The sequence below is a fragment of the Sporomusa sp. KB1 genome (assembly GCF_007830295.1).
In the GTDB taxonomy this organism is placed as follows: Bacteria; Bacillota; Negativicutes; order Sporomusales; family Sporomusaceae; genus Sporomusa.
Genome location: NZ_VLKC01000002.1, coordinates 1,220,046 through 1,242,786 on the forward strand (window position 1 = coordinate 1,220,046; position 22,741 = coordinate 1,242,786).

18 protein-coding genes, 1 tRNA gene, 2 pseudogenes and 2 other annotated features are annotated in these 22,741 nt (G+C 42.6%); of the genes and pseudogenes, 12 read left to right on the forward strand and 9 right to left on the reverse strand.

Annotated features, from left to right (window positions below; all coding sequences use genetic code 11):
* Positions 1-5: 5 nt before the first annotated feature.
* The 3 genes from mtgB to SALPA_RS09410 all read right to left on the reverse strand — a co-directional run bounded on the left by mtgB (position 6) and on the right by SALPA_RS09410 (position 2,992).
* Entirely contained in the window at positions 6-1,436 is a 1,431-nt protein-coding gene (gene mtgB / locus SALPA_RS09400) for a glycine betaine--corrinoid protein methyltransferase (RefSeq protein WP_145092759.1), read from the reverse strand.
* A 104-nt stretch (positions 1,437-1,540) separates the two neighbouring features.
* Complete coding sequence (locus SALPA_RS09405; RefSeq protein ID WP_145092762.1) at positions 1,541-2,461, reverse strand: tetrahydromethanopterin S-methyltransferase subunit H; 921 nt, start codon at positions 2,459-2,461, stop codon at positions 1,541-1,543.
* Between the two features lie 132 nt (positions 2,462-2,593).
* The gene (locus SALPA_RS09410) at positions 2,594-2,992 is read right to left on the reverse strand and encodes a BCCT family transporter (protein WP_145092765.1); all 399 of its coding nucleotides are present in this window, start codon (positions 2,990-2,992) and stop codon (positions 2,594-2,596) included.
* A gap of 319 nt (positions 2,993-3,311) precedes the next feature.
* On the opposite strand from SALPA_RS09410, the gene SALPA_RS09415 reads away from it, so the two are divergent.
* Complete coding sequence (locus SALPA_RS09415) at positions 3,312-4,766, forward strand: sigma-54-dependent Fis family transcriptional regulator (RefSeq protein WP_145092767.1); 1,455 nt, start codon at positions 3,312-3,314, stop codon at positions 4,764-4,766.
* Positions 4,767-4,874: 108 nt separating this feature from the next.
* The gene (locus SALPA_RS09420) at positions 4,875-5,540 is read left to right on the forward strand and encodes a DUF1638 domain-containing protein (RefSeq protein ID WP_145092770.1); all 666 of its coding nucleotides are present in this window, start codon (positions 4,875-4,877) and stop codon (positions 5,538-5,540) included.
* 614 nt (positions 5,541-6,154) lie between these two features.
* Here SALPA_RS09420 and SALPA_RS30255 read toward each other — a convergent pair.
* A complete protein-coding gene (locus SALPA_RS30255) occupies positions 6,155-6,358 on the reverse strand; it encodes a hypothetical protein (RefSeq protein ID WP_222427934.1) in 204 nt (67 codons plus the stop codon).
* Between the two features lie 629 nt (positions 6,359-6,987).
* Here SALPA_RS30255 and SALPA_RS31440 point away from each other — a divergent pair.
* From SALPA_RS31440 to SALPA_RS09455, 7 genes and pseudogenes are all read left to right on the forward strand, one after another.
* Entirely contained in the window at positions 6,988-7,320 is a 333-nt protein-coding gene (locus tag SALPA_RS31440) for a hypothetical protein (protein WP_186450997.1), read from the forward strand.
* A pseudogene (locus SALPA_RS30260) lies at positions 7,281-7,880 on the forward strand (sigma 54-interacting transcriptional regulator); the annotation flags it as partial. The gene SALPA_RS31440 and the pseudogene SALPA_RS30260, both read left to right, overlap by 40 nt.
* A gap of 11 nt (positions 7,881-7,891) precedes the next feature.
* Positions 7,892-8,050: pseudogene (locus SALPA_RS33210) on the forward strand (sigma 54-interacting transcriptional regulator); the annotation flags it as partial.
* Positions 8,037-8,168, forward strand: a complete 132-nt coding sequence (locus SALPA_RS33215; RefSeq protein ID WP_370516731.1) for a hypothetical protein — start codon at positions 8,037-8,039, stop codon at positions 8,166-8,168. The pseudogene SALPA_RS33210 and the gene SALPA_RS33215, both read left to right, overlap by 14 nt.
* Before the next feature lies 1 nt (position 8,169).
* Complete coding sequence (locus SALPA_RS09445; RefSeq protein ID WP_222427935.1) at positions 8,170-8,400, forward strand: hypothetical protein; 231 nt, start codon at positions 8,170-8,172, stop codon at positions 8,398-8,400.
* A 610-nt stretch (positions 8,401-9,010) separates the two neighbouring features.
* Entirely contained in the window at positions 9,011-10,501 is a 1,491-nt protein-coding gene (locus SALPA_RS09450; protein ID WP_145092779.1) for a BCCT family transporter, read from the forward strand.
* A 194-nt stretch (positions 10,502-10,695) separates the two neighbouring features.
* Entirely contained in the window at positions 10,696-10,998 is a 303-nt protein-coding gene (locus SALPA_RS09455) for a DUF1638 domain-containing protein (RefSeq protein WP_145092782.1), read from the forward strand.
* 157 nt (positions 10,999-11,155) lie between these two features.
* On the opposite strand, the gene SALPA_RS09460 is transcribed toward SALPA_RS09455, so the two are convergent.
* The 4 genes from SALPA_RS09460 to SALPA_RS09475 are packed head-to-tail and all read right to left on the reverse strand — an operon-like array spanning position 11,156 to position 17,811.
* Positions 11,156-12,658 carry a glycosyltransferase gene (locus SALPA_RS09460; protein WP_145092785.1) on the reverse strand — a complete coding sequence of 501 codons (1,503 nt, stop codon included), beginning with the start codon at positions 12,656-12,658 and terminating at the stop codon, positions 11,156-11,158.
* Positions 12,655-14,109, reverse strand: coding sequence for a glycosyltransferase family 2 protein (locus SALPA_RS09465; protein WP_186451001.1), 1,455 nt, complete (start codon positions 14,107-14,109; stop codon positions 12,655-12,657). Before SALPA_RS09465 ends, SALPA_RS09460 begins: the two co-directional genes overlap by 4 nt.
* Complete coding sequence (locus SALPA_RS09470) at positions 14,063-15,835, reverse strand: glycosyltransferase (protein ID WP_145092790.1); 1,773 nt, start codon at positions 15,833-15,835, stop codon at positions 14,063-14,065. The genes SALPA_RS09465 and SALPA_RS09470 overlap by 47 nt, the downstream gene beginning before the upstream one ends.
* Positions 15,832-17,811 carry a TPR domain-containing glycosyltransferase gene (locus SALPA_RS09475; protein WP_145092793.1) on the reverse strand — a complete coding sequence of 660 codons (1,980 nt, stop codon included), beginning with the start codon at positions 17,809-17,811 and terminating at the stop codon, positions 15,832-15,834. Before SALPA_RS09475 ends, SALPA_RS09470 begins: the two co-directional genes overlap by 4 nt.
* A 248-nt stretch (positions 17,812-18,059) precedes the next feature.
* Between SALPA_RS09475 and SALPA_RS09480 the strand changes: the two genes are divergently transcribed.
* From SALPA_RS09480 to SALPA_RS09490, 3 genes are all read left to right on the forward strand, one after another.
* Entirely contained in the window at positions 18,060-18,917 is an 858-nt protein-coding gene (locus SALPA_RS09480; protein WP_145092795.1) for a DUF6385 domain-containing protein, read from the forward strand.
* A gap of 117 nt (positions 18,918-19,034) precedes the next feature.
* Positions 19,035-19,895 (forward strand): DUF6385 domain-containing protein, encoded by an 861-nt coding sequence (locus SALPA_RS09485; protein WP_145092798.1) that lies wholly within the window; start codon positions 19,035-19,037, stop codon positions 19,893-19,895.
* Positions 19,896-20,130: 235 nt separating this feature from the next.
* A complete protein-coding gene (locus tag SALPA_RS09490) occupies positions 20,131-20,988 on the forward strand; it encodes a methyltransferase domain-containing protein (RefSeq protein WP_145092801.1) in 858 nt (285 codons plus the stop codon).
* Between the two features lie 100 nt (positions 20,989-21,088).
* Here SALPA_RS09490 and SALPA_RS09495 read toward each other — a convergent pair.
* A tRNA-Met gene (locus SALPA_RS09495) sits at positions 21,089-21,164 on the reverse strand.
* Between the two features lie 199 nt (positions 21,165-21,363).
* Positions 21,364-22,228 (reverse strand) — a sequence feature (23S ribosomal RNA rRNA prediction is too short).
* Between the two features lie 9 nt (positions 22,229-22,237).
* Positions 22,238-22,603: a sequence feature (23S ribosomal RNA rRNA prediction is too short), on the reverse strand.
* Positions 22,604-22,741: the final 138 nt, after the last annotated feature.

Here is a 22,741-nt window from a genome sequence, read left to right on the forward strand (position 1 = left end):
AAATACTAACCTTTAAGGTATTCGGCAGTCTTCTTTTCCACGAAAGCTTGCAAAGCTTGTCCAACATTGCTATCAAGTGCAGGCGCTTGGAATTCGGCCAGCAGTGCTTTCCATTTGCGCTCGGCCCGCTTGTTGGTATCCAGCCCTTCTTTTCCCCAGCCGTCATAAGATAACCGGTCGCTAAGCTGAACACGTCTAAACTCTTTAGCGTGATTTTGTTTGGTATGTTTCTGCGTGAGGAAATGTCCTCCCGGACCAACCTTTTTGATAACATCATAGGCAAACTTATCTTCAGAGAAATCAATACCTTTGAGATACCGCAGAATCATACCGGCAATTTCATCATCTACGATGAACTTTTCATAAGACATTGCCATGAAATATTGCAAAATACCGGCAGTGTGCAGAACGAAATTGATCCCTGTTACACTGGCAGCCATCAATGTCATCATTGATTCATAACCGGCCTGGGCATCGACAATTTTAGAGTCGCTCAAACCACCGCCTCCCCGGCTAGGAACCCGATAGAATCTTGCCAGTTGAGCACTGGCAGAAGTGAAGAAAGCTCCTTCAGGGTTACCGATAGATAGTGACCCGGTCTGCATATCAGTGATAGCAGAGGTTGAACCATACACTACGGGGTTACCAGGGTTAATACTTTGTACTAATGTAATTCCGGCTAATACTTCAGCGTTCTGGAGGGCTAACGCACCGGCCATTGTTGCCGGTCCTGTTGACCCGGCCATTACCAAGGAGGCGATTACCATGGCCTGACCTGATTGTGCATAGGCCATCAAAGCACCTAACATACGGTCATCATATTTTAGCGGGGTAACCGAGTTAATGAGGCAAATCAAGGCTGGCTTTTCTTTGATTACGTCCTTGCCGCCAAACAAAATGGCTGCCATTTCAATATTGTCCTGTGCTTTGTCATAGCCAGACGCACTGCCCATAAAGCATTTATCGGAAAGTGTTATGGAACTGTAAGTCATTTTCAGATGTCTAATTGAGTCGGGAACATCGTTTGGCTCGGCTGCATTACCGCCGGTCATATGCAGGTTGGTGCTCATATGGGCTAACTTTACGAAGTTTTCATAGTCTGCCATATTTGAGTTACGCCGCGTTCCGTCTGCTTCATGGATAAATGGTGAGCCATAGCCAGGCATAAAGATGATATTCTCACCACCGACTACCAGGTTGTTTTCCGGGTTACGCGCATGGAGAGTAAACTCGGCAGGAGCCTTAGCTACTTGCTCTTCCACAAATTTTCTCTGGAAGTAAACTCGCTGTCCTTCTACTCTCTGGCCTTTAGCTTGTAGAACATCAAGAGCAGGTTGATAGGAAAACTCCACTCCGATTTCTTCCAAAATTCTCATACTCTGATCATTGACTTGCTGTACTTGATCAGGTGTTAATACATTAAATTTTGGTATCATTGTCAACACCTCTCCCTTACTATTGTTTTATGTTCACTGGGAGGCATGCCCCACAGTTACATCCTTCACTAGCCACTGAAAGTCTTTTTGTTGCAAGCTTGGGGCTAGAATAATTTTAGTAGTGGATGCTCAGTCGTTCCAAGTTTAGTACCAGTAAGTTTTGTTGTATAGCCCATCATTGCATCCGTAGTAGCAATTCCTCTATATACCCAAGGAGCGTTCATTATCGGGCCATAAAGAAGGAAGTCAGCCCCTTGAGTCACAGGATAGGTAAAGACAGCAGTACCTGCTGCTTCAAAGTACGGGGACCCTTTGGAACGCATCTTTTTCCATAGATATAAAGCATTGGAAGGAGCGCAGCCTCCGGGATACCCCAGCTGTTCTTTTACATCATAGATGGCCTTCGTAGTCCAGCTATTGCTGGCAACATCAAGTACACCAGGATCAACCAAAAACTGCTCAATACCGGCGCGTTTCGCGGCAGCAATTAGTCCTTCGGTTTTTCCGTCTCCCGCCAGCAACTTTAGACGGCTGCTAGGCTTAAGATGCTTTTTACTAAAAGCCAGGATTACCGCAGTTTTAACACCAAATTCTTTTATAACGCTGAGTTCATCCTCAGTGTAGTTTTCCTCTATGGAATTGTAGATAAGGCGATTAATGATTGCCGAATCCTTGCCAAGCAGTTTTAAGGCACCTGTCCGAATTTCCGGACTTACACTATCAAGCAGAAACGGGGAAGAAGTATGTTTAAGAATAAACTCCACATGACGGGCCAACGCCTCAGGGGTATCCCCCAAAACATCGATTATCCGGGGATTACCTGTCTCGGCACTCATTTCTGCTTCCAAGTCAAGTAAGGCTTTAGCCTCAGCTTCGTTGAAAATCCCCTTGACTGAATCAAGTACAATTTTGTGTCCCCGATAAAACATACTCCCAATCAGCACTGTCGGAAATTCCCCCGGTTGCCCCCCAATCTTTACACCATTAATGTCATACACCTGTTGTTCTGCAGTAAACCTGAACATTTCCTCACACTCCTAATAATTTGTAATTTAGTCTTTAATACTTTTGAATACCTGCCTTATGTGATCGTTAGCCCTTGCGCTGTTGTATCAAGACTTATTTCAACTGGTTCTCACCAATCTTTACCCGCCTTTTTAATAAAACCATACAATATGATCCCCATGATAAACATGGTTGGGAAAGACCCTGCAACCGCCGCCGCTTGAAGCGGTTTCATCCCCCCCAGGAATAATTAACGTGAGCGAAAGGCCCCCAAGCACTAAGGCCCAGAATAGCCGGTTCCATTTTGCTGGTTTCTCGCCGGTTTTTAACTTTTCAGTAGTTACCATAGCGAGGGTATATGCTATACTATTAATAGCAGTGGCTGTGGAAATAAATAGTAGGACTAGTATTATCGGCAAAATGATTGAACTAAAGGGCAGGGTTGCAAATATCTCCACAATGGCACGGGGAACACCTTGCGTTTTGATAATTTCAGCAAGATTTAGAATTCCTCTGGCTTGTAAGTCCATGGTATAGTTGCCAAATATCATAAAAATGGTATAAAGTAACTCCCATAAGCCCTCCTTCCTTATTAGGAATCGATACGCCTTGTAATTATCGCAATTATCATGCCAACATCACAACATCATGCAAAAATCAACTGAATAGTAAGACTCTTGCAAAAAGTCACTCATTTATTGCAAGAGTCTTACCATGATTTTGATGTAAAAATTATCTACCAACGAAAAACTTCTTTTCACCTGCTGGCCGAAAGTGTTGTATACACTGGACTCACAAACAAAAGAAAAGAATTTTTTCAGTGAAAAAATTCTTTTCTTTAAATACGATATGCAAAGGATGAGACATTAGATGATTGAAAAGACGCAAAAAAGTCTTAAAGACTTGACTAGGGAAAATCAGTTATTACATGAAATTATCGATGCTATATCAGAGGGTGTATATGCCGCAGATAAGGATGGAACCATTCTAATTTACAACCGGGCTTTTGAAAGAATTGAGGCCACTGATCGTCAAACTATGCTTGGAAAAAAGGATACAGATGTGTATTCCTTGCCCCCTCTATCAAACCTCCAGCGCATAGCAGTGCTGCAAAGTAAAAAGCCGCTATTAGAACAATATATGACATACCAACTATATACCGGGAAAAAGGTTGATATAGTTTACAATTCTTACCCCTTTTTCGAGAATGGGGAACTAACTGCCGTATATTCTATTAACAGGGATCTCCCCACCATAAATGAGTTACTGACCAATGTAGTAAAATGTTTTGGGCGTAATAAATCGAAGAACCGGCTAAACGGCACTATCTTTAGCCTTGATGACATTATTGGTAGCAGTCCGCTCATTAAAAAGGCACTTAAACAAGCCAGGAAAATTGCACCAATGCCATCAACTGTTATGATTTATGGGGAAACCGGTACTGGTAAAGAGCTCTTTGCCCAGGGAATCCATAACGCAAGCTGTTATAGCTCACGTCCTTTCATCGCCGTCAACTGCGCTGCATTACCTGAAAACTTGATGGAAAGCTTGCTTATGGGGACAGTAAAAGGAGCTTTCTCTGGTGCCATAGATTCTCCCGGTTTGTTTGAACAGGCCGAAAACGGCACTCTGTTTCTGGATGAAATTAATTCATTAAGCCTGCCCTTGCAGGCCAAGCTGCTCAGATTACTACAAGATAAGGTGGTGCGACGTCTCGGCGATAAAAAAGAGCGTAAAATTAACTGCCGTATAATCAGTGCAACCAACCAAAGTCTCTACGAAATGGCAAGTAAGAGCTTATTTCGTGAAGACCTCCTGTATCGTTTAACACCGGTGATTTTACACATCGCGCCACTAAGAGAGCGTCCAGAAGACATACCGGTACTCATCCTGGAGTTTGTTTCCCGGTTTAATCAGCAATTGAGCTTGAACATTAAGCAAATAAATCCAGAACTGTTGGAATTACTATCCTCATACAGCTGGCCAGGCAATGTCCGCGAACTAGAACATGTAATTGAAAGCGCTATGAGTATTGTTGAACATACAGCCTCAGAGTTAAGTATTGATGATTTGCCTTCTTTTCTAATAAAGCGAATGCTCAATAAAATATCGGATAAGCCTGTAGAAACGCCAGAAGGTGCTACTCCCTCTGGGGAAGCATTATCCGAATATCTTCGCCACTGTGAGCAATCTTATATTCAAAGAATTTTAAAGATGAAAAACGGCAACGTAAGCGACAGTGCCAAACATATGGGTATCTCCAGACAAGATTTGCACTACCGTCTTCGTAAACTGGGAATAAAATCAACCACCTATAAATCCTAGCTCTCCAGGTCCTTTTTCTATATACAGCCTCAACACCATAACTGCTTGGCATGATATTTGCAATATTAATTTAGTGAAATAGTATGAGACTGATTGGAAGTGACATTAATGCTAACAGTAATTTTGGCTTGTCAAACTATGAAAGACGAGCTTACACTTGCTATGCAGCAATCAGGTATTAATTATCCTGTAGTATACTTGGAATCAGGCTTGCACAATTCGCCGGAAAACCTGCGCGAGAAAGTCCAAGAACAAGTTGATACAATAGACGCCGATGTTATTCTCTTGGTGTTTGGCTGTTGTGGAAAGGGTCTCGTAGGAATAAAATCGACCAAAGCTAAGCTTGTAATCCCCCGGATTGATGATTGCATTACCTTGCTCTTAGGTTCAACTGAAAACCGAAGAAGCATCCCTAACGAGATTAGTACCTACTTTATAACTAAAGGCTGGCTAGACCCAGAAGGCAATGTAATGTGGTCATATCAGTCTTGGGTAGAACGCTATGGTGAGCAGAAGGCTTGGCGGTTAACAAAAAAAATGCTTGCGCATTATACCCGGTTTATGATCATTGATACTGGTGCCTATGACATAGAAGGCATAATGCCTAAAATCAGAGATTCTTGTGAAAAATTCAATATGCATTACGACATTACTCCAGGCTCGTTACGTTTATTATATATACTGCTAACAGGACCCTGGGGCCCGGAATTCATCATACTCAATCCTGGTCAAGAGACCTTAGCCAGTGATTTTTATCCCTCTTTGGCCACCTGATGTTACTGGTTAATACTATCATAAAGACTTCTCACATCGTCCCGAGAAAGGATTGGGCTATTGGCAGTGTGCTAGTAGCCATGCCAAGCACCCAAAAAACACACTGCAGCCTAAATTGCAGTGTGTTTTCTATGATCTCTCTATATAGATAGATCGTTACTCATCATTACGCCATTTTATTAAATTAGGCTTCGGGTCAAGAATAGAGAGGTATTGTTCTTGGACTCCATATTTAGCATTAGGGTCCAATTGCTTATATCTGAGGTACTTTGCGATCCTGTCCTCCAGCCGGGCCCAGCCAAAATGCTGTATGCGCAATTCACTTTGCTTGTCAGGAAGGCCCGCTATCCGTCCCCTTCATGTGCCTTGGTACTTTCCCCCTTCGTGGATCACACTTATAGGGTTTTCCCTTTGCATCACATGAAAAGTTCCCAAGTTCCGTATCTGGGCCTAGTTTAGATTCGCGCCACCTATACACCGGACATGACTACTTTAATCACAAGCAACACTCCCAAATATTTATCGGTACGACATGCTCCGGCCACAATGCTAACCATACCTCAAGACTTCTATTTATTTCCTTTGCCAGATAGCTTTGTGCTACCTGGCACTTTTTATCTGCTGCTAAAGCGTTCCATAAGAAGCAAAGAGCGAAACATATCAATGGGATTACGTGCAGGAGTGCCTTTATTAGAGGAATATCGATAACCAACAATATCAGCAACTTTGGATAAATCAGCAGACCAGACAAAAGCAAGAGCTTTTTCATTAATCAAAACAGAATTAGTAAAACCGATTTTAAGATAATTTAATTGCAACTGTTGTTTTACAAGTCTTGAAATTGATTATGAGACCGAGATGATTTTAATAAAAAAACACCACCATTCACAAAGATAGGCTAAAATGCCTTCATCACGATTATTGGGATGTTTTCCAAAAGTCAAGTCCCAAATTTTCGACATACGATATTGGGAGGAAAAAACAAAAAGTCCAAGGCGTGAAGCCTTGAACTATAAATGCTTTCGGGTTTCCGAGAGCATTTATAGTGGGGGATTTTTGAAGTAACATTTTCACTGAAAGTGGGGTACTTTTAGTTTAACAAAAACAATTACCATGCCAAAATGCGCGATTATAGTGAAATATTTTCTTGAAAATATGAAACCCTTGAAAAAAGTCATAATATTTTTGCAAAACTGTGTTTTCTGGTTGATTCTGAATTTTTCATCTAGTGAAAAAATTTTTTTCATTTATTTTGCCAAAAAAGTACGGCGAAAAGGGACATATCAACAGCTATACACTAAGTGAAAAAATTTTTTTCACTGAAAAAATTTTAAACTGCATGTAATGTGGTATATATCCCATATATATCCTGCAGAGCAAAAGGGAATCACGATATGACCGATAATGCGAAAAAAGTCTGGAAGAGCTGCGTAGGGAAAACCGCTTATTGCATGAACTTATTGACGCGATATCGGAAGGAGTTTATGCCGCAGACAAAGCTGATACGATCCTAATTTATAACCGTGCTTTTGAGAGGATTGAGGCTACTGAGCGCCAGAGTATGTTAGGCAGAAAAGATACGGAGGTATATTCATTACCGCCGATGTCAAACCTCCAGCGCCGGGCCGTGCTGCAAAGCAAAGCTCCTTTATTGGGGCAATGTATGACATATCAGTTATATACCGGAAAAAAGTTGATATTGTTTACAACTCCTATTCCTTTTTTGAGAATGGGGAAATTATGGCAATTTACTCGATTAACCGGTATCTCCCGTCCATAAACGAATTATTAACAAGTGTTGTGAATAGCTTTGACCACAGCAAATCTAAAAACCGGTTAAACGGTACTAGTTTTACGCTTGACGACATCATTGGTGTCAGTCAAAGCATCAGGCAGTCGGTTAAACAAGCCAGAAAAATAGCGCCAACTCCATCAGCGGTGATGATTTATGGGGAAACCGGTACAGGCAAAGAACTTTTCGCCCAGGGCATCCATAATGCAAGCAGCTATAGCGCACGTCCCTTTGTTGCCGTCAATTGCGCTGCCATACCTGAAACCCTGATGGAAAGCCTGCTTCTGGGAACAATAAAAGGAGCCTTCACCGGTGCTATTGATTCGCCGGGCCTGTTTGAACAGGCTGAAAACGGTACATTGTTTCTGGATGAAATCAATTCATTAAGCCTGCCGCTGTAGGCCAAGCTGCTCAGATTATTACAGGATAAAAGGGTGCGGCGTCTCGGCGATAAAAAGGAACGTAAGATCAACTGTCGGATAATCAGCGCAACTAACCAAAGCCTCTATGAAATGGCAAGCAAGGGCTTGTTCCGGGAGGACCTTCTTTACCGCTTGACACCGGGATCGGTGATATGCCCTTGCATTTGCAAGTCAAACTCTTGCGTGTATTGCAAGAATATACGATTGAACGGGTAGGCGGGACTAAGCCGCTAATTTATCGATGCCCGGATCATTGCTGCTACCAACAGGAATTTGGAAGAAATGATACCGACTAACCAATTCCGCAGTGATCTATATTATCGTTTGAGTGTTATACCTTTTCGCATCCCTCCTTTGCGAGAAAGAATGGAGGATTTGGGAGCTGCTTATTCATTGTTTTATTCAAAAATATAATTTGATTCTGAGGAAAAGAATTAAAGGCTATACCAAGGATGCTCTGGCAAGAATGTTTGAATACTCTTGGCCGGGTAATGTTCGGGAGTTGGAGAATGCCATCGAGTACTCTGCTAATGTTTGCCCAGATTCCTTGATTAATGCAAACTATCTTCCGGATCGAATTATTAAGCATGTTACAGCTTTACAACCGTCCCAGCCCCAAAAAGTGTACAATCTATCGCAGATTTAGAAAAGAAGGCAATAGTAGAGGATTAAAAAGATATGGTACAAGCAACCATGCCAAAGAAAATATTGCCAAATATTTATGAGCCGTTCAACTCTTTATCGAAAAATTAAACCTGAATTATTCATGGGGATATAAAAACGTCTTATTTATAAATGAATTTTCTTGTTAACAATAAAAAAACCAGAATTTAGCGTTTTGCCACCTAAAAATGGGCAGACGAATCCCCTCGATTTTAAAATCTGTTTTTAAAATTTTCAGGGAGCAAGCCATTTCTATTCTAATTTTGGTATTAGCCGAGAAATATTTGCAAATGTTTCATAAAACTGTTGTATATAAGGGCAACTACTGCAAAGCTTGAATGTAATACTCTTTTCGGTTGTCTTTTTTACCTTCACCTATTGAGTGAAGAAGAATAACTTGTGCAATACCTAATTTTATTGGCACATTTCTTGCAATTTATTATTTCCATATCGGCAAAGGAGGGATTAATAATGCTTATAATACGCAAATGTCACTTTGTGTGGATTGCGTTGAAAAAAGAGACGTGGTGATGAAACAAGGCAAAAAGGTGTTTGAGGTATAGTGCACATTTTAGGAAGGGAAGGGATAATTTGTGGAAAACGAACAAGGATCAAAAAGCAATATTGTTTTGTACATTTCAGCCGCTATAGCCTTACTGTTTATATCATTTAGCATATTCATGACCGAGCAAATGGGGAAAGCGGCTAATGCCATATTAAGCTTTTTAACTACCAATTTTGGCTGGTTATATCTATTGTCAGTAGGAATCTTTATATTGACCTGCCTTGGTATTGCTTTTAGCCGTTTTGGCAAAATCAGGCTGGGTCAGGATGACGAGAAGCCAGAGTTTACTGATTTTCAGTGGTTTACTATGCTTTTCGGCGGCGGCATGGGTATCAGCCTGATCTTTTGGTCGATTGCAGAACCCATGATGCACTATATGTCACCTCCCGTGGGTCAGGGCGGAACCACAGAGGCCATGTATTTAGCAATGATGCTGGTATTTAATGATTTTGGTCTCCATGTCTGGTTTATTTATACCATTTGCGGTTTGGCGCTGGCCTATTTCCAATTTCGGAAAGGCCTGCCATGCTTAATCAGTTCGGCTTTTTACCCGCTCTTAGGTGAGCGCATTCACGGGCCTATCGGCAAATCCATTGATATTCTGGCAGTATTTGCCACCATATTTGGCGTGGCTACCAGCTTAGGCTTGGGTTCCAGCCAGATTGCCGCCGGTTTGCAGTATGTTTGGGGGATTCCGGCAACACCGGCGATGACTGCTGTCGTCATCGCAATCATGACGGTAATTTTCACTCTGGCCACTGTCTCCGGGTTGCATAAGGCTATGCAGCTGGTTGCCGACATCAAGATCTGGCTGTCGATTGTTTCCATGGTATTTATCTTCCTGTTCGGCGGTGCGGTTTTCCAATTGAATCTGTTTACCCATACACTGGGTACGTACCTGCAGAACTTTATCGGCCAGACGCTGTGGATGGCCAACATTGAGTGGACTACCGCGTGGCCGATCTTCTACCGGGCCTGGTATATTGCCTGGGCGGCCTTTGTCGGCCAGTATATTGCCCGGATCTCCAGAGGTCGTACTATTCGCGAATTCATTTTGACCGCAACCTTTCTCCCTGTTGGTTTTAGCTTTGTGTGGCTGGCGATATATGGCGGGGCAGCTTTCCAACTGGATGTATTATCAGGTGGTGCCATTCAGGCAGCTGTTAAAAACGATTATACAACAGCCCTGTATGTAACACTTCAACAACTGCCGTTTTATATGATTACCGCCCCCTTGGCAATGTTTCTGATTATAGCCTCCTTTGCCGGCTCCGCCAACTCGGCTACCTTTGTACTGAGCATGCTGACCTCAGGCGGGGACATGAACCCCAGCAAAAAACTGCGTGGTTTCTGGGGCATTGCCCAGGGTTCTGTCACTATCATGCTGATTCTGGTCGGTGGCACTGCGGCCATAAAGACCCTGCAGACAGCCTCCATCGCCGCGGCTTTTCCGTTCATGCTGATTATGCTGGCCATGTGCTACAGCATATATAAAGCGCTTTCTGAGGAAAATGTGTAAGGCAACACGGTGTAAAAAAACCGCTAACGCGGGCCTTGGGCTTTATCTCACATCGAAACCCTATACTCATATCCGTGAATACCTTTATAATACTCTGGATACATGGCCCCACCACATTTCTCACAACTAAACTGCGGCGGTACTGTTGGGTCCCCATCATCCATGGCATCAAAGTCTCTGACTACCTCAATGTAATGTGGTCATATCAGTCTTGGGTAGAACGCTATGGTGAGCAGAAGGCTTTGCGATTAACAAAAAAAATGCTTGCGCATTATACCCGGTTTATGATCATTGATACTGGTGCCTATGACATAGAAGGCATACTGCCTAAAATCAGAGATTCTTGTGAAAAATTCAATATGCATTACGACATTACTCCAGGCTCGTTACGTTTATTATATATACTGCTAACAGGACCCTGGGGCCCGGAATTCATCATACTCAATCCTGGTCAAGAGACCTTAGCCAGTGATTCTTATCCCTCTTTAGCCACCTGATGTTACTGGGTAATACTATCATAAAGACTTCTCACATCGTCCCGAGAAAGGATTGGGCTATTGGCAGTGTGCTAGTAGCCATGCCAAGCGCCCAAAAAAACACACTGCAGCCTAAATTGCAGTGTGTTTTCTATGATCTCTCTATATAAATAGATCATTACTCATTATTACGCCATTTTATTAAATTAGGCTTCGGGTCAAGAATAGAGAGGTATTGTTCTTGGACTCCGTATTTAGCATTAGGGTCCAATTGCTTATATCTGAGGTACTTTGCGATCCTGTCTTCCGGCCGGGCCCAGCCAAAATGCTGTATGCGCAATTCACTTTGCTTGTCAGGGAGGCCCGCTATATTTATGGGAAATCTGCCGCAGTGGAGTGGCTGTTCCTGCCACTCATACTTATATCCTGGGCGATACCTTACCAAAAATGGCCGATATATCCTGTGAGCAATCCAGTAACTGTCTTCACGATAGCTGCTTTCATTCCACATGTCATATAACCGGAAATAAACCACATCTACGCTGACATCCGTAATTAATTCCCTAATACCCTCAGCGGCTTTATATTCAAATATTTCATCAGCATCTAGAATCATGATCCAATCCGGATTAGTACTCACAGCTAGCTCCCACAACGTTTTGCGGAGTTCCACTTCATTATTAAACCCACTTGTGGCATTTTCCACAATGCAGTGAGCTATATTCTCTAATTTTTTGCGGCAGATGGCGACAGTATTGTCTGCGCTGCCATCATCCAAAATCACCACTTCATCTGCATACTGGATAATACGGTGCAGCACTCTTTCTAAATATCGGCTACTTTCGTTTCTTACCAACATGCCGACCGTCAATTTTGATCGCTTAGTATTTTTCATTAATCTATCTTTATACTCAGCTAAACTTGCTAACTCAGACTCCCTATATATATGAAACGGCAGGTAGCATGTATCGGCATAAAGCTCTAACCCCAATGCTGCTGCCCGCACACAGAAATGCCGGTCTTCACCAATTAATCCGATATTATATATCTCTTTGAAATTAACCCCTTGCTCTAGCGCGTAGCGGCTTATCAGCGTGCAGGCTCCCAGTCCGCCTACTTTATAGACACCAGGAATAGTAAGCATATTTATAAATTCTTGACTTTTCATCGCTTGTTCATCCGCGCTATACTCTACCCCGCGCTCTGCTTGAAATAACCTATATTGATCTCCTACCCATACCTGTGGTAAAGGAACAAGCTGCAGTGCCCATTTAGTCCAAAACACCTCAGATACAATATCTTTTTTCAAACTGATTAGATGTTTAACCGTCTGCGGATGCAAATATATGTCTGAATCAACTAAAAATAAATAGTCTGCTCCGGTTTGCAACGTATACTCTATTATCCGGTCTTTATAGGCAGCAACTTTCCATATAAGGTTTTCCTGCCAGCAATGGGTTTCTTCATCACAGCGATATTCTATGGGGTAATCTCCTTTAAATACCACTGTGTTGGTATGCTTACCAGCAAAGGCATACAACAGATTACATCCTTCATCGTCATCAACAAATACATATTCTACAGTTAACCCCTCATAATCGAGGTTCTCTAACGATTGCAGGAACTGCTCCAAAATAGCAGGTTTTTGCTTTACCGGACTGCCAATGATCACTTTAATCATAAGCAACACTCCCAAATATTTATTGGCACGACATGCTCCGGCCAGAGCGTTAACCATACCCCAAGACTTCTGCTTACAGCCTTTGTCAGATAGCTTTGTGCGACTTGGCACTCTTTGTCCGTTGCTAAAGCAACCTTGCATATCTTCATTTGCAGACACAAAATCCCCAGGTAGTCTTTAACAATAGCTGGCATACTGTCTGCTTGTGTTATGATGGATTGATATAAATCTTTCCATTGATTAAATTTTTCGCCAGAATCCTTATCTGTGGCAGCAAGGCAAATGATCGCAGCCGCATAATAATCTCCTTTTTGAACAGCCTCCTGAGCCAGCTTGACGGAGTCTCCACCCAAGCCATCAGCCAAAGCCTTAACAGCCCCTGCTTCTCCCTGCCGTAGAACCTCTATCATCCTCACCGCACTATACAGCGAAGCTCCAGCTTCCAATGACAGCTTAAAATGATGCAGCGCCGCGTGCCAGATTCTTTGCCGGTAAAAAAGTTCTCCAACGATTGCATGAAGCAGCTGTGGCGGCACTAGTATGGTATTAATACCCCCTTTGGCAAACATCTCCCCAGCAAGACTACAATTTCCTAACGCCGCCTGCCGCAACCCTGCCAAAAATAATATATCGCTATCCGCAGGCATGATTGCCAGGGCTTTAACAAACAAGCCTTCATTTTCTACATGAGCATTATTTTTGAGACTGGCCATAAGCGCAAGCAATATTACCTCCCTAAAGTACCCTTCTCCCCCGGTCATATGGTTAAGAGCTTTCATAAGCACATCAGACGCTTCCCCATACTTCTCCTGCTGTATAAGCTCAGTACCCAAGCTGTATAGCATAAATGCGTCATCTTGCCGCTCAGCTAACTGACTTTTAATTATCTGGCTATTTCGTACCATCTTTTGCTTGCGTAAGATTTCTCCAGCCTCATAACCCCTGTGTCTGACAATAATACCCGAAAAAGCAAGTGCCTCCTGACCCTTGCGCTCTTTTATGCTGCCTGCGATCTGCTCATGTATTGCTCCGGCAAATTTATACCCCCGGCCGTTACGAAATAATCTCACGACAAAGTCCTCTGCCTCAATTTCCCCTGAACCTAGAGGGCTTTCTATTGTAAGATAATAGCCTTCATAATCTTTAGTCATCAAATCTAACAGACTTTCACTATTTCCAGCTAACCGTTCATCAGCATCTAACACCAAAATCCAATCACTTACAGCAAATTGCAGACTATAGTTACGTGCCTTAGCAAAGTCATTCTCCCACTGAAAATACTCAATTTGTGCATCATATTGTCTGGCGACTTGAACCGTGTTATCTGTTGATCCCGTATCTACAACCACAATCTGATCTGCCCAGGCTCTAACACTTTCAAGACAATCACCTAAACAATGCTCCTCATTTTTCACAATAAGACAAACTGTCAACGACCATCCTTTTTCCATACATATGACCTCGCACACTTTTATACCTGACATCAAGAAGCATCTCTATACCCTTTATCTCACTCTGCCAAAAATCAAGTAAGGCTTTACTGCCTTGCTCTAAGTCGCTCATGATCCCTTCACAGCACTTGGCCACTTGTATAAATATGCCTGAATTTTCACCGTACGAACGCATACAATCAGCCATTATCCTTAACAAGCTGTCTACCAAAACAGGCTCATATTTTTTACTGATCGCCAGCCTGCTGCCCCCTAATCTTTTAATAAGAGCTAAAAGAGCCATAGCATCAGCGCGCAAGGGCTCATATCGCCACATAGTTAGACACTTTTCTTTAGCCACCCCTAAATCACGAAGAAATATATAACAGATTATTTCCAGCTTCATTAGTACAGCATTATTCCGTTCTTGTCTGGCTTGAAGCGCCTCTATCATCTTGAGTGCCTGCTTAAAATGACCACTATACAGTAAATACTTTGCCAGATCACTTGACGGAATGATCTGCCTTTCTGCTTGACTACATACTTTTACCGCTAAATCAGGTCGGCTGCTAGCAAAAAAAAGCGCCGCCAACACCTGCCGACCCTCGTAACTCGATACATAACCCTGCTCGGTGAAGGTGATTAATAATTCCTCGCAGCTTTTCTTAGTCACCAGTACCATAAACAGCCCATATAGCGGATATATAGAATTTTTGTTTGCTTCAAGCGCCTTTTCGTACCACTCAGCAGCTTCCTCGCATTTTCCTAAAATTTGACAGCAATGTCCTACATGATATTGAGCTAAAAAATCCTCCGTACCATTGCTATGCTGGTACACAATAAGCGGTGCCCCTAAATCAACAGCGGCCTTAAACCATCGCAGCGCTACCTCATACTCCCCGAGTTGCTCCAACACTACCCCGCCATCAAAAAACAAATCGGTATATTCCGGATATACTGCTGCTTCTCTCATACAAATAGCTAAAGCTTCCACAAACCTTCCCATACTCTTTAAGCAGGCAACCAGGCTCCGGACAGCACTTGACCTAAAAAATATATGGCTCTTATCAAGCTGTTCATAAGCGCAACGAAAACAAGCATAGGCTTGCTGATATCGACCCAGCCCCAACCATTCACAGCCCAAATAATATTTTATAAATGCCTCATTCTCCGGCTCATGTTTTAACTGCTCTGTGAGCATGCTCATATTTCGCCTGCGTTTATCCTGCCGACGGCGTGTATTTATATAACTGTGACTGATAACCGGAAAATCACTGTGACCGACAACTTCTTGGTTTGCAATACCGATTTGCTCATGTATTTTTCCAATAAAGCGATAGCACGGCAGGTTGCGAAACAACCTTAATACGCCGATTATATTATAATCACTACAGCCAGGACCGCAATAATTTTTAAGCGGCACTATAAAGGCCTCTTTAGTTGTACTTGTAATTAGCTCTCGCAAGGATTCAGGCCTGACTGCTAAGCGTTCATCTGCATCTAAAGACAGAATCCACTCACAGTTACACTGGTCGATGGCAAAATTACGCGCAGCACTAAAATCCCCCTGCCATGAATAACTATATACTTTATCGGTGTAGCTTTTTGCTATCTCCATGGTCTTATCAGATGATCCTGTATCCACAATCACAATCTCATTAACTACCGCTTTAACACTATCCAAGCAGGCTCTCAGCATATCTTCTTCATTTTTTACAATCATAGCAATACTGATCAGCCCTGTCATTGTCTTGCTTCCTCCTGCTCCAGCATAGCTTTAAACAGCTCAACATCAGGATGGTTTTTAGCAGCAGTCTTTAAAGTCTCCAGACAAAGTTTGTCATACATCTTCAATAAGTTGACATACGCTTTGGGGCTGCAGGGGGCAACGGTAACAGCAGCACGGTAATATTCGACTGCCTCCCAGTACTCTTCTTTTTTATTTTTTATATCTCCCATGCATGCAAGTGCATCAAAGCTTTCCTGACTACTAACTAAGTATACATGTCCATACTGCTCTGCATCGTTAAGCCTGTTATGTCTTAGATACATCTGCATAAGCCTATAGGCATGCACCGTTATCCACTCATGATGCATCCTAGCTAAAATGCCATCCACCTTTTTAAAGTCTCCGTGATCCATAGCTCTCAGTAATATATCAAAAAGTAGCTCCGATGAGTCCGGCCTTAAGCTTAAAAAATCCATTTGTTCATTGGGCCTCGCCCTTATCAACTTAACTATTGCCATAAAATCATCATCCAAACCCATTTTTATCAGACTATCGGTAATACTTCGCACTTTGAAAGCATTATCCTGAAGCCAGAGAATGATGGCTTTGTTAAATATTGCTCTCACATAATGTTCGCTGTCATTTACATATTCATCAAGAATTCTTAAAGCCTCAATAACCCTATCCTGCTGTGCAAGACAAATAGCTCGGCATATATTGACCTCGGCTGTATTAAGTCCACCTGCAGCCGCTGCCTCAAGATATTCTCCTGCTAATTTATAAGATCGTTCCACAAACAACATGCGCCCTAATATGAATTTAGCGTCTGCCGTACAACACTCACACATATTAGCAAGGGCAACTCTTACATCGTCACTTTCCTCACCCTTCACCAAAATTCGAACCATCTGTTCTAACGCTATATGAAAAGAAGGATTCTCTCGAAAAGCTGCCAAATAATACCCGAGAGCTTCTTCCTCACTATCAAACTCTTCACAAATTTTCCCCATGTAAAAATAACTTTTAAAACCTCTGACACCAGGGTATGAACCATATATGTAAGATTGTTCCCCCAGTGTTGTAGACTTCATAAAATATTCAAAACTAGTGCCATAAGCCCTGAGCTCATAGAAACATAGCCCGCCATAGTGATACAAATCAGCGTAATCTTGATATATAGCCACACCATATTTAACATATTCAACAGCTTCTTCATATCTACGCGCCTGATATTGAGCCATAACAAGCAGGCGGATTAGTTTGGGTAGATACATACTTTCGGATCCACCCGGCTCTAGACCGGCTAGCGATTTTTTTAGTATATCGATGGATTCCCCATAGCGTTCAGCCCGATAAAGCTCTAATCCATATTGATACAGCACATACCTGTCTTCAGGATAATCCTTAATCTGTTGAGCTAGAAATTCAAGATTGCGTTTTATCTTGTCTTTCGCCTGAACCTGACTGTCTAAATATCCATAATGGTAGATGGTAATTTCATGGGCTATAGCAATATTGGCCTTGCTATCTTTCTCCAAAATTGAATTTAACACTTGTTCATGAATAATACCGCTGAATCTATATTCACTGCGGTTACGGAACAAGCGGAACAATATGTCCCGGCACTGCTCAGGTTGTTGTTCATTGCCATAGATATTAACAACCGGGATATAGTATCCTTCTACATCAGCTTGAGCAACTGTCTTACGCAACGCGTCATGGCAAGACGGGTCAAGGTATTCGTCAGCATCTAGGAATAGCACCCAATCTCCGTTGGCTGCTTCAAGGGATGCATTGCGAGCATCAGCAAAGCTGCCCGTCCAAATAAAATCTATCACATTGGCACCAAAGCTGGTGGCAATTTTTTTTGTCTCATCCTTAGAACCTGTATCGACGACAATTATCTCATCTGCAACCCCTTTAGCACTGGCTAAACATTTAGCAATACAATTTTCTTCATCACGAACAATCATACATAAGCTAATTGCAGGCATTTATCCACCCCCTGAATTTGTATTTAATATATGTTCTACTAGTTAGCATGGTGCCTAATAGGCCTATTACCAAATTACAATTAAAAACTATCCATATTTTATGTTCATAACATTAACCCTTACTTATTAAAGATCATAGACTACATCATGAGATAGATATTTGCATATTATGTTAAGTTTTTTTTTGCCACCGCTATACTACCTGCTATTATGGGAAATTTAACTTAATTAAGGAGGAAATATAGACTATGCCTAATTTTAAAGTTTTCCAAGACCAAGCCCAACAAATGAAGGTGCAAATCTATGGTAGTGATCTTAGTTCAGCAATAAAAAGCACCGCCGGCAGCTTAGATGTTAGCGCTACCGCGGCGCTGCCTATATGTACCACTTCTGTTCTTCCTATTTGTACAACCGCCATTACTCCTGTTAGCGCTTCTTCTGCTCTGCCTATCTGCACTACCTCTGATGTCCCTATAACTACTGCTACTGCTTTACCTATCTGCACTACTTCTGTTCTTCCTATTTGTACAACTGCCATTACTCCTGTTAGTGCTTCTTCTGCTCTGCCTATCTGCACTACTTCTGATGTCCCTATAACTACTGCTACGGCTTTACCTATCTGCACTACTTCTGTTCTTCCTATTTGTACAACTGCCATTACTCCCGTTAGTGCTTCTTCTGCTCTGCCTATCTGCACTACCTCTGATGTCCCTATTTCTGCTGCAACTGCCCTGCCTATCTGTCCAACTGTTGTAATTCCTGTTTCCGTTGCTCTCTCTACAACCGATGTTTCCTTCACTATTACCGACATCGACGAAGGCGGTCCTGGCTTCCAAAGACAAATACTGGGCCTCGGTCAATGGACATATGGTGTAGTTAACAACTCAGAAACGGGAAATACCGCAGCAGTATACCTGCAACTGAGCCCGGATGCCAACAATTGGATAAACGAAAGCATTTCTCCAGTAACACTCGCCTACAACGGCACAGCAGCCCTTGTCTCCTCTATCTTTCTCAAATATGCCCGCGTGTACTACTATGCCGAGGGCGGTGCCGCAAGTGCCGTAACACTCAACATCTTCTTCCAAGGTAATACGGTTGAGTAAAGCTACGCGCCGCTGACAGAGCCTGCTAAATACATTTCCCTCATCATTGAGATGAGGGAAATGTATTTATATCAAATGATATTTGTCACTTTTTATGTGAAATGTAGGTGAAAGTTTATGCCCAGTAAGTACATTAAGCCCCCTCTTATTGACGCGTACATTACGCGCAACCGAACAGTATCAAGGACAATGAAGCGTGGTTACTTATTAGTAGGTGGAAATATAAATTACTACTATGAGTCAATTGCATTATGGGATTTAACCTCGATCCCTGCTGACTTGGACATCATATCCGCTAGCGCTAATTTCTTTATCGCTTATAATAATCCATTATGCTCAAAGGTTATCGAAGCCTATCCAATCGTTTCCCGCTGGAAGCCAGCTTCTACATCCCTGCGGCATCCTCCACTCACCAGTCCTAATCCAGTTGCAACAACTATCTCTGACACTGCTGAGCAACTATCTTTTGGGATCACACCATTGATAAGGGAATGGCAAAGCTGCGAAAACAGCAATTTGGGTCTCTTGTTTAGAATGCATGAACCAGTTTTTCCCAACAATTTCGTTTCACTATTTAGTGGTAATTACTGTGACTCCAGCTACTGGCCGTTTATAAAGATTAACTATAACTCACCCGACATAGTTCCCTGTATTTATAAACCCGACACTATTAATGTATCAGATATCGTACATACAACCGCAGCTTGGTCCTACACTGCACCGCTTGATGTACTACCATACAATTACTCCTATACCATTAGCAATATAGGTACCAATCCTGCTATCGTTTGCTTGAATGTCAGCGCTGATAGTCACTATTGGATGGATCAATCAGCTATGCATATAATCTCCCCTTCAGAAAGTACGGCACTAACACCTAATACCCTGACTCGCTATGCCCGTATAGCTTTTTCTTCCCTAAACTCAAGCCACAATACAACCCTAAGCATCAGTACTCAAGGTCGTACAACAATGTAATTTTATGTTACGTCCAAATACCAGGCGCTTTTAATACCACTCGCCTCTTCCCTTGCAGAAGAGGCGAGTTCTTTGAATTATCCATTTTTCTATTATGAACTAAAAGAGAATATTCGGCATATTTTACTATATAGGGAGAGAGAGTCATTTGTTAGTAATAGGACTTGCTAAGATAGAATCCAAAAGCTGTTAAAGCTATTTATCCCAAATATTTTGCATACTGAGGTGAGAAGCAATGAACGATTGTCCCGTATGCAGCAGCAAAAACTTTAAAGATTTCTATAATTATGGAAGTCATCAATTAGTAACTTGTTTGAAATGTGGGCTTGTATATCAACCGATCTCCATAGATCATAATGAGTATAGCAACAATCTGGTTAAGGAGGTCTATGATGAAAATTGGGTACTCCTGCAAGATCAGTATAAAATGGACACTTTCAAACATGCGTCATTTTCTCTTAATTTATTAAGAGCGTATCTTTCCTCAGATTCCAATATACTAGAAATTGGGTCTGGGACTGGTGAGTTTTTATATTTAGCACAAAAATATAAATATAACATTTTAGGAGTAGAACCTTCCTTTACAGCTTGCACCTATGCCGTAGAAAAGTACCAAGTCAATATAATTAATGCGATAGGGAATCTTAACAACCTTAAATTTGACCAGCAGTTTGACGCAATATGCTTTTGGCATGTACTCGAGCACATCCCTGATCCACATACGTTTTTACGTGCAGTAAAAAATCATTTAAAAAAAGACGGACTAGTTTTTCTCAGTGTTCTCAATTTAGACTCGTTTACCAACCAAATCTACGACACATTATCCCCCTTATTTAGTGAACATGACCATCTACTCCATTTCTCGGCAACTACTTTAAAACTATTGATGAATAATTATTTTAAAATCTTATCATTTTTTTCACTCGAAGAAGATAAGCGATTGGAATCCGATCTGAATGCATTGTCTCAAGTACAATTGTTACGGAAACCTACCGACATCATAGGTTGGTTGGATATAAAAAGTCAACTAGAATGCGACAATCATGGACACGAATTATTTTGTATCGCCCAGGTTAAAACATCTGCAAGCTAAGCTTTTGTTCGTTCAACTCTTACGTAATCAATATGCATCGCGTTTGAATACATTAAAAAATGCTAAACAAGGTACAAAACCTGTTTAGCATTTGATGTCATGGTTGCGGGAGTAGGACTTGAACCTACGACCTTCGGGTTATGAGCCCGACGAGCTACCAACTGCTCCATCCCGCGATGTGTTCGACATTCACTAATCGACTTACGACTAGCGGTATATCTCTTTTATGAAGGGTGTTCCTTCAAAACTTCACAGAAGAAAGACTGCGCATTAGGATTAATCTATTAGTTCGTTATCTTCATTCGTTGCTCATTCGAACACTCGAACTTCGATCACCGAACCTCGATCACCGAACCTCGAATATAAGTCAAGTCCTCGGCCTATTAGTACCAGTCAGCTGCATGGATTACTCCACTTCCACATCTGGCCTATCTACCTTGTAATCTACAAGGGGCCTTACTTCTTTCGAATGACAGACCTCATCTTAAGGCTGGTTTCACGCTTAGATGCTTTCAGCGTTTATCCTTTCCGAACGTAGCTACCCAGCTCTACTCCTGGCGGAATAACTGGTACACCATTGGTTCGTCCACTCCGGTCCTCTCGTACTAGGAGCAGTTCCCTTCAAGTCTCTTACGCCCGCGATGGATAGGGACCGAACTGTCTCACGACGTTCTGAACCCAGCTCACGTACCACTTTAATGGGCGAACAGCCCAACCCTTGGGACCTACTTCAGCCCCAGGATGTGATGAGCCGACATCGAGGTGCCAAACCTCCCCGTCGATATGGACTCTTGGGAGAGATTAGCCTGTTATCCCCAGGGTAGCTTTTATCCGTTGAGCGATGGCCCTTCCACTCGGTACCACCGGATCACTAAGCCCGACTTTCGTCCCTGCTCGACTTGTCTGTCTCGCAGTCAAGCTCCCTTCTGCCTTTACACTCTTCGCGCGATTTCCATCCGCGCTGAGGGAACCTTTGGGCGCCTCCGTTACTCTTTCGGAGGCGACCGCCCCAGTCAAACTGCCCGCCTGACACTGTCCTCAGTTTCGTTACTTCTTGAGTTAGAATTCCAGTAAATAAAGGGTGGTATCCCAACATTGACTCCATCAAGACTTGCGTCCTAATTTCTCTGTCTCCCACCTATCCTGTACATCATTTACCAAAACTCAATGTCAGGTTGCAGTAAAGCTCCATGGGGTCTTTCTGTCCAGTCGCGGGTAACCTGCATCTTCACAGGTATTTCAATTTCACCGGGTCCCTCGTTGAGACAGTGCCCAAGTCGTTACACCTTTCGTGCGGGTCGGAACTTACCCGACAAGGAATTTCGCTACCTTAGGACCGTTATAGTTACGGCCGCCGTTTACCGGGGCTTCAATTCACAGCTTCGACTCACATCTAACCGCTCCTCTTAACCTTCCGGCACCGGGCAGGTGTCAGCACCTATACGTCAGCTTTCGCTTTAGCAGGCACCTGTGTTTGTGGTAAACAGTCGCTTGGGCCTCTTTTTTGCAACTCATTTCCGCTTCATCCGTTTCTAGATTACACGGTATATAAGCTCCCCTTTTCCCGAAGTTACGGGGACATTTTGCCGAGTTCCTTAACGAGGGTTCTCCCGCGCACCTTAGGATTCTCTCCCCGCCTACCTGTGTCGGTTTACGGTACGGGCACCTATTATCTCACTAGAAGCTTTTCTTGACAGTGTGGGATCAATGAATTCACCATTACTTCTAACAGCTACCCATTACTTCTCAGGTT

What these genes read in the sequence shown, in the direction of transcription:
- mtgB (WP_145092759.1), bottom strand. Translation starts at nt 1,436, where the DNA reads ATGATACCAAAATTTAATGTATTAACACCTGATCAAGTACAGCAAGTC.
- SALPA_RS09405 (WP_145092762.1), bottom strand. Translation starts at nt 2,461, where the DNA reads ATGTTCAGGTTTACTGCAGAACAACAGGTGTATGACATTAATGGTGTA.
- SALPA_RS09410 (WP_145092765.1), bottom strand. Translation starts at nt 2,992, where the DNA reads ATGATATTTGGCAACTATACCATGGACTTACAAGCCAGAGGAATTCTA.
- SALPA_RS09415 (WP_145092767.1), top strand. Translation starts at nt 3,312, where the DNA reads ATGATTGAAAAGACGCAAAAAAGTCTTAAAGACTTGACTAGGGAAAAT.
- SALPA_RS09420 (WP_145092770.1), top strand. Translation starts at nt 4,875, where the DNA reads ATGCTAACAGTAATTTTGGCTTGTCAAACTATGAAAGACGAGCTTACA.
- SALPA_RS33215 (WP_370516731.1), top strand. Translation starts at nt 8,037, where the DNA reads ATGATACCGACTAACCAATTCCGCAGTGATCTATATTATCGTTTGAGT.
- SALPA_RS09455 (WP_145092782.1), top strand. Translation starts at nt 10,696, where the DNA reads ATGTGGTCATATCAGTCTTGGGTAGAACGCTATGGTGAGCAGAAGGCT.
- SALPA_RS09460 (WP_145092785.1), bottom strand. Translation starts at nt 12,658, where the DNA reads ATGATTAAAGTGATCATTGGCAGTCCGGTAAAGCAAAAACCTGCTATT.
- SALPA_RS09465 (WP_186451001.1), bottom strand. Translation starts at nt 14,109, where the DNA reads ATGGAAAAAGGATGGTCGTTGACAGTTTGTCTTATTGTGAAAAATGAG.
- SALPA_RS09470 (WP_145092790.1), bottom strand. Translation starts at nt 15,835, where the DNA reads ATGACAGGGCTGATCAGTATTGCTATGATTGTAAAAAATGAAGAAGAT.
- SALPA_RS09475 (WP_145092793.1), bottom strand. Translation starts at nt 17,811, where the DNA reads ATGCCTGCAATTAGCTTATGTATGATTGTTCGTGATGAAGAAAATTGT.
- SALPA_RS09480 (WP_145092795.1), top strand. Translation starts at nt 18,060, where the DNA reads ATGCCTAATTTTAAAGTTTTCCAAGACCAAGCCCAACAAATGAAGGTG.
- SALPA_RS09485 (WP_145092798.1), top strand. Translation starts at nt 19,035, where the DNA reads ATGCCCAGTAAGTACATTAAGCCCCCTCTTATTGACGCGTACATTACG.
- SALPA_RS09490 (WP_145092801.1), top strand. Translation starts at nt 20,131, where the DNA reads ATGAACGATTGTCCCGTATGCAGCAGCAAAAACTTTAAAGATTTCTAT.